The sequence below is a fragment of the Paraburkholderia sp. RL17-368-BIF-A genome (assembly GCF_046054045.1).
Taxonomy (GTDB): domain Bacteria; phylum Pseudomonadota; class Gammaproteobacteria; order Burkholderiales; family Burkholderiaceae; genus Paraburkholderia; species Paraburkholderia graminis.
The window spans coordinates 37,385-50,356 of sequence record NZ_JARESN010000007.1; the positions used below are offsets into that span (position 1 = coordinate 37,385).

Annotated in this window: 12 protein-coding genes and 1 riboswitch; of the genes, 5 read left to right on the top strand and 7 right to left on the bottom strand. The window is 64.7% G+C overall.

Annotation, left to right across the window (positions count from 1 at the left end):
* Nucleotides 1-94: 94 nt before the first annotated feature.
* Entirely contained in the window at nucleotides 95-853 is a 759-nt protein-coding gene (gene loiP / locus P0D87_RS13985; RefSeq protein ID WP_006049920.1) for a metalloprotease LoiP, read from the top strand.
* A 91-nt stretch (nucleotides 854-944) separates the two neighbouring features.
* On the opposite strand, the gene lnt is transcribed toward loiP, so the two are convergent.
* The 7 genes from lnt to P0D87_RS14020 all read right to left on the bottom strand — a co-directional run bounded on the left by lnt (nucleotide 945) and on the right by P0D87_RS14020 (nucleotide 9,066).
* The gene (lnt, locus tag P0D87_RS13990; protein WP_053858718.1) at nucleotides 945-2,669 is read right to left on the bottom strand and encodes an apolipoprotein N-acyltransferase; all 1,725 of its coding nucleotides are present in this window, start codon (nucleotides 2,667-2,669) and stop codon (nucleotides 945-947) included.
* Nucleotides 2,670-2,748: 79 nt separating this feature from the next.
* Nucleotides 2,749-3,642 (bottom strand): CorC family transporter, encoded by an 894-nt coding sequence (locus P0D87_RS13995; protein WP_006049922.1) that lies wholly within the window; start codon nucleotides 3,640-3,642, stop codon nucleotides 2,749-2,751.
* 384 nt (nucleotides 3,643-4,026) lie between these two features.
* Nucleotides 4,027-4,770 carry a gamma-glutamylcyclotransferase gene (locus P0D87_RS14000; RefSeq protein ID WP_053858717.1) on the bottom strand — a complete coding sequence of 248 codons (744 nt, stop codon included), beginning with the start codon at nucleotides 4,768-4,770 and terminating at the stop codon, nucleotides 4,027-4,029.
* A gap of 61 nt (nucleotides 4,771-4,831) precedes the next feature.
* Nucleotides 4,832-5,293, bottom strand: coding sequence for an rRNA maturation RNase YbeY (ybeY, locus tag P0D87_RS14005; protein ID WP_053858716.1), 462 nt, complete (start codon nucleotides 5,291-5,293; stop codon nucleotides 4,832-4,834).
* 58 nt (nucleotides 5,294-5,351) lie between these two features.
* Nucleotides 5,352-6,425 (bottom strand): PhoH family protein, encoded by a 1,074-nt coding sequence (locus tag P0D87_RS14010; RefSeq protein ID WP_006049925.1) that lies wholly within the window; start codon nucleotides 6,423-6,425, stop codon nucleotides 5,352-5,354.
* Between the two features lie 109 nt (nucleotides 6,426-6,534).
* Complete coding sequence (gene miaB, locus P0D87_RS14015) at nucleotides 6,535-7,920, bottom strand: tRNA (N6-isopentenyl adenosine(37)-C2)-methylthiotransferase MiaB (RefSeq protein WP_029968214.1); 1,386 nt, start codon at nucleotides 7,918-7,920, stop codon at nucleotides 6,535-6,537.
* A 153-nt stretch (nucleotides 7,921-8,073) separates the two neighbouring features.
* Nucleotides 8,074-9,066 (bottom strand): LysR family transcriptional regulator, encoded by a 993-nt coding sequence (locus P0D87_RS14020; protein WP_053858715.1) that lies wholly within the window; start codon nucleotides 9,064-9,066, stop codon nucleotides 8,074-8,076.
* 119 nt (nucleotides 9,067-9,185) lie between these two features.
* On the opposite strand from P0D87_RS14020, the gene P0D87_RS14025 reads away from it, so the two are divergent.
* The 4 genes from P0D87_RS14025 (at nucleotide 9,186) to ribB (ending at nucleotide 12,931) form a co-directional block, all read left to right on the top strand.
* A complete protein-coding gene (locus P0D87_RS14025) occupies nucleotides 9,186-9,584 on the top strand; it encodes a VOC family protein (protein ID WP_053858714.1) in 399 nt (132 codons plus the stop codon).
* 42 nt (nucleotides 9,585-9,626) lie between these two features.
* On the top strand, nucleotides 9,627-10,814 hold the full coding sequence (locus tag P0D87_RS14030; RefSeq protein ID WP_006049929.1) for an MFS transporter: 1,188 nt from the start codon (nucleotides 9,627-9,629) through the stop codon (nucleotides 10,812-10,814).
* 256 nt (nucleotides 10,815-11,070) lie between these two features.
* A complete protein-coding gene (locus P0D87_RS14035) occupies nucleotides 11,071-11,760 on the top strand; it encodes a helix-turn-helix domain-containing protein (protein WP_029968205.1) in 690 nt (229 codons plus the stop codon).
* Nucleotides 11,761-11,875: 115 nt separating this feature from the next.
* Nucleotides 11,876-12,060: riboswitch (FMN riboswitch) on the top strand.
* A gap of 154 nt (nucleotides 12,061-12,214) precedes the next feature.
* Nucleotides 12,215-12,931, top strand: a complete 717-nt coding sequence (ribB, locus tag P0D87_RS14040) for a 3,4-dihydroxy-2-butanone-4-phosphate synthase (protein ID WP_053858713.1) — start codon at nucleotides 12,215-12,217, stop codon at nucleotides 12,929-12,931.
* Nucleotides 12,932-12,972 lie beyond the last annotated feature (41 nt).

Consider the following 12,972-nt stretch of genomic DNA (forward strand, 5'->3'; position numbering starts at 1 on the left):
CATATCCGGCGTTTTCGCGCCGATATGCGCCGTTGCAAATGGCGGCGAATCCATCGCGCCGTCGAACGAATAACACCACAAAGAGACTTTCATAATGAAACCGTATCGCCTTGTTATTGCCGCTTCCGTCTGCTCGCTGTTTGCCGCGTGTTCCAGCGTCAGCAACCTGGACCCGTCGTCGCTGATTCAGTCCGGCCAGTTGGCCACACAGGCCGCCACGCTGTCGGACGCCGACGTGCGCGCGCTCACCGACAAATCGTGCGCGCAACTCGACAGCGAAAACACAATTGCGCCGGCCAACAGCAAATACCAGAAGCGCCTGAACAAGATCGCCGCGCAACTGGGCGACAACATCAACGGCACGCCGGTGAATTACAAGGTGTATGTGACGAAGGACGTCAATGCGTGGGCGATGGCGAACGGCTGCGTGCGCGTCTACAGCGGCCTGATGGACATGATGAACGACAACGAAGTGCGCGGCGTGGTCGGCCATGAAATGGGCCACGTGGCGCTTGGCCACACGAAGAAGGCGATGCAGGTCGCGTATGCGACGTCGGCGGTGCGTTCGGTGGCGTCGTCGGCGGGCGGCGTTGCGGGCGCGCTGTCCGGCTCGCAATTGGGCGAGTTTTCGGAGAAGCTGATTAACGCGCAATTCTCGCAAACGCAGGAAAGCGCCGCCGACGATTATTCGTTCGATTTGCAGAAAAAGAAGAATCTCGATCCGTCGGGTCTCGTCACGGCGTTCAACAAACTCGCGCAAATGGACGGCGGAAAATCGAGCATGCTGAGTTCGCATCCGGCATCGCCGGCGCGTGCGCAGCATATTCAGCAGCGCATTGCGTCGAATCAGTAAGCCTGGTTTGAGCGGATGAAAAAACGCGCGCTGGCGGTTATGCCGCAGCGCGCGTTTTTTATTGCTGTGCTTTTTATGGCTCTTTTATCGCTTACTGCCCGCCATTTCCCGCGTCACCGTTTTTGCGACGCCTGATGCCCGGCCCGAACGCAAAGCCGAATGCCAGCAGCAATAACGAAACCGCGAGCACCGTGTTATTGCCGCTCGTCACATACGGGGTGCGGCCGGCTGTGCCTTGCACGGTGACGTCGAGCGACCCGATCGTGTAGGGCGCGAGCTTGCCAAGCACCTTGCCGTTGGCGTCGATGGCGGCCGTCGTGCCGGTGTTGGTCGCGCGCAGCATCGGCCGGCCGGTTTCCAGCGAACGCATGCGCGCAATCTGCAGATGCTGCTCGAGCGCGATCGTGTCGCCGAACCACGCGAGATTCGTCGAGTTGATCAGCACGCCCGGCGGCGTATCGCTTTCGCGGATCGTCCGCGCAATCTCTTCGCCGAAAATGTCTTCGTAACAGATGTCGACGGCGACCGGCTGGTTATGCACGACGAACGGCTTCTGCACGGGGCCGCCGCGCGCGAAATCGCCGAGCGGAATATTCATCAGATTGACGAACCAGCGAAAGCCCCACGGCACGAATTCGCCGAACGGGACGAGGTGATGCTTGTCGTAGCGGTAAATATCGCGCGTGCCGGGCGTGACGCCGAACAGGCTGTTCGTGTAGTCGACCACGCGGCCCTCGGGCGTGACCGAGCCGCCGACCGCGCCGAACAGGATCGCGCTGCCCGTCGAATCGGCGAAGCTGCGCACCGCCGACGCAAACGGCACCGGCAGTTGCTGCGCGAGCACCGGAATGGCGGTTTCCGGCGTGACGATCAGATCGGCCGGCTTCGAGGTGATCATCTGCTGATACTGGTCGATGGCGGCGCGCACGCCCGCTTCCTCGAACTTCATGTCCTGCTTGACGTCGCCTTGCAGCAGACGCACGGTCAGCGGCGCGTTGGCCGGCACCGTCCACTTCGCGAGCGGCAGCAGCAGGCCGGCCGCGATCAACGCGACTGCGATGCCGGCCGGCACCGCGATACTCGCTGCGTTTGCGCTGCCGCGCGTGTCGCCGCTGCTTGCCGACGTTTCGCGAGACGCCCGCGAACGGTGCAGCAACGCGAGCAGCGCCTGCACGATCAGCGCGGCCACGAGTGCGAGCATCCAGCCGACGCCGTACACACCCGCGAGCGGCGCGAATCCGGCGAACGGGCCGTCGACTTGCGCATAGCCGCTCGCGAGCCACGGAAAGCCGGTGAACACCGTGCCGCGCAACCATTCGCCGATAGCCCATGCACTCGCGAAGGCGAGCGCGCCATGCCACGTCGGCGAAAACGGCATGTCGACCGCGGACTTGCCGTTGCGCGCGTGACCCGCGCAAAACGACCAGACGCCCGCGGCAAGAGCGGGATACAGCGCGAGGTAGAGCGAAAACAGCACGAGCGCAGCGCCCGCGAGCGGCGCGGGCATGCCGCCGAAATCATGCATGCTGACGTAGAGCCACCACACGCCGCTCACGAAGTTGCCGAAGCCGAACGCGCCGCCCGTCAACGCGGCGCTTTTCCAGCCGGTCGTGCGCGTCAGCCAGCCGAAGAGGAACACGAAGATTGCGAGTTCGAGCCAGCCGCCGTGCGGCGTGGGCGCGAACGACAACGTGTTGGCCGCGCCGGCCGCGAGCGCGACGAGGTAATGCCAGCGAGGCAGCGCACGCACGCCCGTCGGTCGCGCGGCGGTCGTGTTCACGCCGCGGCGCGAGGAGGAAGTGATCGGGTCGGCCATTGTTGCGCGGTCGGCGAGAGGAGTGACAAGTTGGAAAGGCTCGGGCGAAGGCCGAAGGTCGGCAGGCGGGAAGGACCGCTCAGGTCTGCACGTGCTGCGCTTCGCGCTCGCGCTGACCGGCAAGCGGGTCGCGCCGCACGAGCAGCATGTGAATCTGGCGTGCGTCGCCGCGCAGAATCTCGAAGATCAGATCGTCGATGCGAACCTTCTCGCCCCGGTGCGGCACGCGCCCGAAATAATGCGTGACGAGCCCGCCGATCGTATCCACTTCTTCGTCTGAATAATGCGTGCCGAAGGCCTCGTTGAACTGCTCGATCTCGGTCAGCGCGCGCACGCGAAAGCGTCCGTCCGGCGACGCGATGATGTTGCCGCTTTCCTCGTCGAAATCGTATTCGTCTTCGATGTCGCCGACGATCTGCTCCAGCACGTCTTCAATCGTAATCAGGCCGGCCACGCCGCCGTATTCGTCGACGACCACCGCGAGGTGATTGCGATTCACGCGAAAGTCGTGCAGCAGCACATTCAACCGCTTCGATTCGGGGATGAACACCGCGGGCCGCAGCATGCCGCGCACGTCGAATTCTTCTTCGGCGTAGTAACGCAGCAGGTCTTTCGCGAGCAGCACGCCGATCACGTTGTCGCGATTGCCCTCGTACACCGGATAGCGCGAGTGCGCTTTTTCCAGCACGTAAGGGATGAATTCGGCCGGGTTGTCCGCGATGTTGATCGCGTCCATCTGCGCGCGCGGCACCATGATGTCGCGTGCGCTCAGTTCGGAGACCTGGAATACGCCTTCGATCATCGACAGCGAGTCGGCGTCGATCAGGTTGCGCTCGTGCGCGTCCTGCAGGATTTCCAGAAGTTCTGCGCGCGAGTCGGGCTCGGGCGAGATGAAGTCGGTCAGACGCTCGAGCAGCGAGCGCTTTTCGTGCGGTTTGTCGGTTTGGCGTCGACTGGGATACGTGTCGTTCATGGTAGTGCGCCCGGCAAGACTGGGCGCGCTGTTGCAGAGCATTAAGGATACACCAGGCACATGGCAGGACCGTGTCCCACCCGGCCGGGCGATGAATGAAACCGGGCTGACAGGGTCCGACGCAAGCGGCGGGCCGTGGGTCAATCCTAACTGATTACGCGGTGAAAAGCGTCCTGGAGAAAAAACCCGGGCGCTTCATGGAACAATCGCGGAACATTCGCGAAACGAACGGCGGAGCGAAGGGCGCTTTCTTTCATGCGATTTCGCGCGTGCTCGTTTGCTCGTGATTGCGGCGAAAAGAGTGCATCGCAGGTTCGATGGCGCGGCTATTCGCCAGTTGCGGTCTGCGCGTTGCGTCCGCATGTGGCGCTTCGGCGTACGCGCTCACAGCTTCGTCTGCGGCTGTGTGCGAAGCTCGCCGCCGCTTGAGTCGCCGCTTGAGTCGCCGTTCGCCTCCGTCCCATCACTCGCAGCCTGGCAGCGCGCGAGCAGTGCTTCCAGCGCGCGATCAGGCATGCCGCTTTCGCGCAGCGCGTGAACCGTGCGGCTCACGTACTCGAGCGTCGTGCCGTAACGGCCGCGCGCGCAGCCGAGCACCGTTTTGACGACCTCGTCGCCGAGCTTGCCGGTGTACGTCGGCACGTCGCGGCGCATCACGAACGCAAGTGCGTCGACGCGCCGGCCGTCGGCGAGCACACAGGGCAGCCACGCGGGCCGGTAGGAACCCATCGGCATTTCGCGGCGCCACAGCGCCTCGAGATGCGGCATCGCGCCTTCTGCCGCGAGACGAAACGCGATGCCCGTACACGAGCCGCCGCGATCGAGCGCGAGCACAAGCCCCGGCTGCTCCGGCGTGCCGCGATTCACGCGCGACCACAAATACAGCCCGCGGTGATAGCCGTGCACCTTCGAGCGCGTGGCTTCGACAGTGGGCAGTCCAGGGTTCCAGATCAGCGAGCCATAGCCGAAGAGCCACAAGTCGCTTTGCCGGTCCCAGTCACGCAGCGTGCATTCCAGCGACGCGCGCAGTTCTTCGTCGGTCAGCAGCCGCGACTCGCCGAGCGCGGGCGGATAGTCCGGGCAGGGCGGCCGGGCGTCAGTGTCGGCGTCGGAAGGAAAGGAACTCACGGTTCGGTTCGGGCAGCGTGCAGTGGTTAAAGGTTAGCGGCTAACAGTCAAGGGTCAACGGTCAACGGTAGGGGTCGGGAAAGCCGAGCTTGCCGAGAATCTCGGTTTCGAGCGCTTCCATTTCCTCGGCTTCTTCTTCGACTTCGTGGTCGTAGCCTTGCGCATGCAGCGTACCGTGCACGAGCAGATGCGCGTAATGGGCGACGAGCGGCTTGCCCTGCTCGGCGGCTTCCTTTTCGACAACCGGACAGCAGAGGATCAGATCGCCAGTGACGGGATCGTCCTCCGACTCCGCGTATGCAAACGTCAGCACGTTGGTCGAATAGTCCTTGCCGCGATAGGTGCGATTCAGCGTGCGGCCTTCCTCGGCGTCGACGAAACGCACGGTCAGCTCGCCGTCGGCGAAAAGCGCGGCCTTGATCCAGCCGGCCACCGCCGCACGCGGCAGCACGGCCTTGTGTTCGGGCCACGCCTTCGCGGCCGGGAATTGCAGATTCAGCGTCAGTTTCGGGGCGCGGCTCATGCTTGTTCGATGTCTTATCGGGCGAGGTGTTGCGCACTGCGCTGTGCGTCGGGCCGCATCAACGCGAATCCGCGGGGCTCGCGGTCTTCTGCGAATGCGCGTCGTAGGCCTCGACGATTCGCGCGACGAGCGGATGGCGCACCACGTCCGCGCTGGTAAAGCGCGTGAGCGCAATGCCGCGCACGTCCGACAGCACCTGCTGCGCCTCGATGAGCCCGCTCTTGTGGCCGCGCGGCAAGTCGACCTGCGTCGTGTCGCCGGTCACCACGGCCTTCGAGCCGAAGCCGATCCGCGTCAGAAACATCTTCATCTGCTCGGGCGTGGTGTTCTGCGCCTCATCGAGAATGATGAACGCGTGATTCAGCGTGCGCCCGCGCATGTACGCGAGTGGCGCGATCTCGATCATCTGCCGCTCGAACATCTTCGCGGTCTTGTCGAAGCCGAGCAGATCGTACAGCGCGTCGTACAGCGGACGCAGGTACGGATCGACCTTCTGCGCGAGATCGCCCGGCAGAAAGCCGAGCCGCTCGCCGGCTTCGACGGCCGGCCGCGTCAGCACGATGCGCTTGACCTGATCGCGCTCGAGCGCGTCCACCGCGCAGGCCACCGCCAGATACGTCTTGCCGGTGCCCGCCGGGCCGATGCCGAAGGTGACGTCGTGCGAGACGATCTGCTTCAGGTAGTCGCGCTGCGCCGGCGTGCGGCCGCGCAGATCGGCGCGCCGGGTGTAGAGCTTCGGACCGAGTTCCTCGGCGTCGTCTTCGAGAAGATCGGCGGGCTGGTCGAACGGATGGTCGGGGTTGCCCGGAAAGCCAGGCTCGCCGGCTTCGTCGCCATTGCCGTTGCCGTTCGTGCGATGCCGCGCCGGATGGCGCACTTCGACGAGCGCGAGCTGGATGTCGTCGACAGACAGCGGATCGCGCGCGTTGTTGTAGAAGTTTTCGAGCGCGGTGAGCGCGAGTTTCGCGCCGCGCCCGCGGATCGTGATGCGGTGTCCGCGGCGTTGCAGCGTCACGTCGAGCGCCTGCTCGATCTGCCGCAGGTTTTCGTCGAGCGGTCCGCAGAGGTTGGCGAGCCGCGCGTTGTCGTCGCGCGGAGCGGTGAATTCCAGATGCGGCTGAGTGGTTTTCAAGGCGATGAGTCGATCCTGTCGGTTTCAGTACGCGGGCGGCGGCGGCCGGCTTGCGGTTTTACGTTCGCGTGGCGCCGCGCGTTTGCGTCAATGGTCAGTCATTGGTCGGTCAATGGGTGGTGGCGCTCGCACCGTTTTCTGCATTGTCGTGCACCAGCACAAGTTCGCCACGCAGCGAATGTGGGTACGCTTTGACGATTTTCACGTCGACCATCTGACCGGTCAGCCGTGCATGCGAAGCCAGCGGCGCCGGGAAATTCACCACGCGGTTGTTCTCCGTGCGGCCCGCGAGCTCGTTCGGGTCCTTGCGCGCCGGACGCTCGACCAGAATACGCTCGACCTTGCCGACCATCGAATCGCTGATGCGCTGGACGTTTTCCTCGATCGTGGCTTGCAGGTGTTGCAGGCGCTTGAGTTTCACTTCGCGCGGCGTGTCGTCGTGCAGGTTCGCAGCCGGCGTGCCCGGACGCGGACTGTAGATGAACGAGAAGCTCGTGTCGTACTTCATCTCGTGCACGAGCGCCATCATCTTGTCGAAATCTTCTTCGGTCTCGCCGGGAAATCCGACGATCATGTCAGTGGACAGCGACAGGTCCGGGCGAATCGCCCGCAGCTTGCGGATCACCGACTTGTATTCGAGCACCGTGTAGCCGCGCTTCATCGCCATCAGGATGCGGTCCGAACCGTGTTGCACCGGCAGATGCAGGTGGCTCACGAGCTTCGGCACCTTCGCGTAGGTGTCGATCAGACGCTGCGTGAATTCCTTCGGATGCGACGTGGTATAGCGAATCCGTTCGATGCCCGGAATATCGGCGACGTATTCGATCAGCGTCGCAAAGTCGGCGATTTCCGACGAGCCGACGGTCAGCGCGCCACGATAGGCGTTCACGTTCTGACCCAGCAAGGTGACTTCGCGCACGCCCTGATCGGCGAGACCGGCAATTTCCGTCAGAACGTCGTCAAGCGGACGGGAGACTTCTTCGCCGCGCGTGTAGGGCACGACGCAATAGCTGCAGTACTTGCTGCAACCTTCCATGATCGACACGAAAGCGCTCGGGCCTTCCACGCGCGCGGGCGGCAGATGGTCGAACTTTTCGATTTCGGGAAACGAGATGTCGACCTGCGCGCGGCCGCTTTCCCGGCGCTTGTCGATCATTTGCGGCAGACGGTGCAGCGTTTGCGGGCCGAACACCAGATCGACATAAGGCGCGCGCGCGACGATGGACGCGCCTTCCTGGCTCGCCACGCAGCCGCCCACGCCGATGATCAGGTTGGGATTCGCTTCCTTCAGCTCGCGCACGCGGCCGAGGTCGGAGAACACTTTTTCCTGGGCTTTTTCGCGCACCGAGCAGGTGTTGAACAGGATCACGTCCGCGTCTTCGGGCGTGTCGGTCTTGACGAGGCCCTCAGCCGCGCCGAGTACGTCGACCATCTTGTCGGAGTCGTACTCGTTCATCTGGCAGCCAAAGGTCTTTACATAAACTTTTTTGGTCATCGAATTTCGCCGGTCGCAGTGGTTAACCTGGGGGCGCTGTGTAAAGGGTCGAGGAGAGGCGAAAACGTGCGCGAGGTCCGTGGGACGGGGCTTCTGGTCGCCGTCGGCTGGGCTCTAGCCGCAGCCCGCGCGCGCTTGCCGCGTAACGCAATATTATAGCCCTTCGCCGGATAGGGCCTCGCGGCGCACATCGGCCTCCGGCGCCTCCAGCGCCTCGGGCGGCAAGCCGAGCAGGCCTTCCAGTTCGTCCGATACCTGCGCGAAGCGCTCGCTCAGAAAATCCAGCAGCACGCGCACGCGCGGCGCCATGAAGCGGTTGCGGTGGTATAGCGCGTGCAGCGGCGCGTCCGGATAGCGCCATTCGGGTAGCAGGATTTTCAGGCCGTCCGCGCGCAAATCCGCTTCCACGTCCCACATCGACTTGATCACGATGCCGTAGCCGCGCAGCGCCCATTCGCGGGCGACGGCGCCGTCGTTGGTCTCGCGCGCGGTTTCGAGCGGCACCGTGTAGTTCTGCACTTCGTCACCGCGCGTGAACCGCCATTCGTTGGCCGGCCCCGAGCCGGTGTTGAGCACGATGCAGTCGAAATTGGCGAGATCGTGCGGATCTTCGGGCTCGCCTTTGCGCGCGATGTAGTCCGGCGACGCGCACAGCACACGCCGGTTCGGCGCGAGCTTGCGGGCGACGAGCGAGCTGTCCTGCGGCACGCCGAAGCGGATCGCGAGGTCGATGTCCTCCTGCACGAGATTCGACAGCGAGTCCGACAGCGTGAGCGCGAACGTCACTTCAGGGTAGAGCGCGTTGAATTCGTCGAGCCAATGCATCAGCAGATTGCGGCCGAAGTCCGAAGTCGCCGACACGCGCACCTTGCCGCGCACCACGCCTTGCCCGGCCTGGAGCGCGGCCTTCGCGTCGTCCAGCGATTGCAGCGCCTGGCGGCAACAGTTCAGATAGAGACGGCCTTCGTCGGTGAGCCGCAACTGGCGGGTCGTGCGCTCGAAAAGCCGCGCCTTCAGGCCGGCTTCGAGTTTGGCGAGGCGCGCGCTCGCGGCGGCGGGCGTGAGCCCCATTTTGCGGCCCGCCGCGGACAAACTGCCTTGCTGCGCGGCCTCGACAAAGAGGCGAATGTCGCCGAGATTATCCATCGCTCGCTTCAAATGGCATTTGAAAATGCTTCAAATGCTACGCCAATTATCAAATGGCCGCCGCGCGCCGACAATTCGTTTCTCGAAAACTCATGCGGCGCTGAGCGCCGCCGGAAATCATGCAACTGGATCACGCGACCATCGTCACGGCCGATCTCGACGCGGCCCGCCGTTTCTTCGTCGATATTGCCGGCTTGACGCAAGGCGCGCGTCCGCCGTTTTCCGTCGACGGCTACTGGCTCTACGCGGACGGCCGGCCGGTCGTGCATCTGGTCGAGGCGAGCGCACCGGACCCGTCGCTACGCGCGGCGCCGCGCATCGACCATATCGCCTTCCGTCTGGAAAGCGCCGCCGAATGGCAGGCGCTGCTCGCGCGCCTGCGCGCATCCGGCGTCGTCTATCGAACGGCGCAAGTCCCGCCGATGGCCCCGCAAGAAGCCGCCATGCAGATTTTCGTGGCGCTCGCGCCGGGCGTCGTCATCGAGTTCCTGACGGCGCTGCATCACGCTCAACCGTAAAACCAACCGTAAAACTTCGAACCTGCAAGCTGGAGAACAACAATGCCGATTCCACTACTCGCGCTCGCGATCAGCGCCTTCGCGATCGGGACCACCGAGTTCGTCATCATGGGCCTGCTGCCCGAAGTCGCGCGCGATCTTGCCGTGTCGATTCCATCGGCGGGACTGCTCGTGAGCGGCTATGCGCTCGGCGTCGCGGTCGGCGCGCCGCTGCTTGCGGTCGTCACCAGCAGAATGCCGCGCAAGCTCGCGCTGCAGTTGCTGATGGGCGTGTTTATCGTCGGCAATACGCTGTGCGCGATTGCGTCGAGCTATTCGGTGCTGATGATCGCGCGCGTCGTGACCTCGTTCGCGCACGGCTCGTTCTTCGGCATCGGCGCGGTGGTGGCGGCGTCGCTCGTGCCGTCGGAAAAGCGCGCGAGCGCGATTGCGCTGATGTTCACCGGCCTCACGCTCGCGAACGTGCTCGGCGTGCCGTTCGGCACGTTCGTCGGCCAGGAGTTCGGCTGGCGCGTCGCCTTCTGGATTGTCAGCGCGTTCGGCGTGCTGTCGCTGGCGGGCGTGACGGCGCTCGTGCCGAATCGCCACGATTCCGCCCCGGCCGGTCTCGGCCATGAAGTGCGCGTGCTGAAGGACCCGCAAGTCTGGACCGCGCTCGCGATGACCGTGCTCGGCTTCGGCGGCGTGTTCGTCGTGTTCACGTATATCGCGCCGATTCTCGAGCAGGTGAGCGGCTTCTCGCCGCGCGCCGTCACGCTGATTCTCGTGCTGTTCGGCGTGGGACTGACGATCGGCAACACCGTGGGCGGCAAGCTCGCGGACCGCGCGCTGATGCCTTCGCTGATGGCGATTCTCGCGGCGCTTGCCGTCGTGATGGCGCTGTTCGCCCGCACCAGCCATTCGCAGGTGGCCGCGGCGGTCACCGTGTTCGTGTGGGGCATCGCCGCGTTCGCGACCGTGCCGCCGTTGCAGATGCGCGTGGTCGAGAAGGCGGCCAAGGCGCCGAATCTCGCGTCGACGCTGAACATCGGCGCGTTCAATGTCGGCAATGCGGGCGGCGCGTGGCTCGGCGGTCTCGTGATCGATCACGGCCATTCGCTCGATACGTTGCCGTGGGTCGCGGCGGCGGTGAGCTTGAGCGCGTTGCTGCTGACGTGGTTCGCGTCGCGTATGGATACGCCGGCGTCCGATGAAGCGCGAAGCGGCGTGCAGGTGCGCGAGCGGGCGTGAGTCCTGGCGAGGCGCGCACGCGCGGATGCCGCCGCATGCGATCAGAAGCGCCATCACAGCCGCAATCGCAATCGCGACCACAACGAAACGCGCACTGCGCTCCGCATATGAAAAATGCGCACAAGCTTTGCGAAAAGCGTCCTCCGCAATACTGATAACAGTGTGAAGATAACTTCGTTGGGCGCTGCGGGGCGCGATGCTATCTTGCTTCCACTAACTGTTTGCCCGCCGCCCGGCGGCGCTTCTGGAGGCAATCATGCATTCCCCGCTTGCTCTGGTCCGCGATCCCACGGCCGATACCGATGCGCCGCCGCGTGCCGCTGAACCTTTCGACGCGCTCGAACATCTGGTCGGCGTGAATCTCGCGCGTTTGCGCGCGGAACGTCAGTTGTCGCTCGACGCATTGGCCCGCGCGTCCGGCGTATCGCGCGCGATGCTCGCGCAAATCGAATCGGCGCGCAGCGTGCCGTCCATCAAGGTGCTGTGCAAGGTGGCCGCCGCGTTGAAGGTGTCGGTCGCGGCCTTCCTGCGACGTCACGCGACGAACGGTTTCGAGCACTTGCCGGCGGAGCGTTCGTCGCGCGTCGTCAGTTCCAACGGACGCTATTCGGCTCGCCCGCTCTATCCCGACAACGAGCCGACCGCCGCCGAATTTCACGAGCTGCGCATCGCGCCGTTGCACACGGAAGCGGGCGTGCGCCGCGCGCCTGGCACGACGGTCAATCTCGTCGTCAGCGAGGGCACGCTCGAGGTCAGCGTGCACGACCAGCGCCAGTTGCTCGCAACGGGCGACGCGATCGTATTCGACGCCGATCAGCCGCACAGCCTGCGCAATCCCGGCGACACCGAAGCGCGCGCGTTTCGCGTGACGCTGAAGGCCGAGACGCCGCCGCGCTGGGACGTGCCCGCGCAGCACGACACGTCGCGCGAGGCTGCGCCCGTTTGATCGAATGCGCCGCATGTGTGCCGGCCGGACGTGAAACCCGTCCGGGCAGTAGGGGTTGCGCTGCGGTTCGCGCGCGACTGTTGTATGCTTGGCCCGCCGGTTCGTCCGGCAATCAGTGCGTCTTCAGGGCGGGGCGAAATTCCCCACCGGCGGTATGCCGGCAGCGCGAAAGCGCAGGCCGGCGAGCCCGCGAGCGCCCGCAATAGCGCGGTTTTCAATCGACCGAAAGCCGCCGCGGGGTCAGCAGATCTGGTGAGAAGCCAGAGCCGACGGTCACAGTCCGGATGGAAGAAGATGTGCAGATAGTCATGTTCGTTTCCGTGGCGCCGCTCGCATGTCGGAGTGGTGCGCGAACGCCGCCTGCATCGCGAGGCGGCGCTGCACGGCGCGTCTTTGTCTGTTTGCAATGCCCTGAAACGTTTCTCGCCCAACTTTTGCGATGAGCGTTTCAACCATGTCCTTTGCTACTTTTCCCGCTCCTTCGACGCTTGCGCACGACGCATTCGCCGATCTCCCGCTGCTCTCCACCGAAGCCGTTCCGCCGCGTATCGCCGCCGCCTTGCAAGCCATGCGCGAAGGCCGCGCCGTCGTGCTGCAAGACGATGACGACCGCGAGAACGAGGCCGATCTGATCGTCTCCGCCGAGCGTCTTTCCGTCGAAACCATGGCGCTGCTGATTCGCGAATGCAGCGGCATCGTGTGCCTGTGTCTGACCGACGACAAGGTCCGCGCGCTCGAACTTCCGCCGATGGCCGTCCATAACGAAAGCCGTCACGGCACCGCGTTCACGGTGTCGATCGAAGCGCGCGAGGGCGTGACGACCGGCGTGTCGGCACTCGACCGGCTGACGACGATCCGCGCGGCGATTGCCGATAACGCGAAGCCTGCCGACATCGTGAGCCCCGGCCATGTGTTCCCGTTGCGCGCGATGCCGGGCGGCGTCCTGGCGCGTCGCGGACATACGGAAGGCACCGTGGACCTCGCGATTCTGGCGGGGCTCAAGCCCGCTGGCGTGCTCTGTGAATTGATGAACGCCGACGGCACGATGACGCGCGGCGCCGACGTCGAACGCTTTGCCGCAAAACACAATCTGCCGATGCTGACGATTGCGGAGCTGGCCGAGTTTCGCCTGGCGCTGACGCAGGCGCGGGAATGCGTCGAAGAGGCTTGAATTCGAGGTGAATTCAAGGCGGTGAGCGGCGTGGCGCGTGA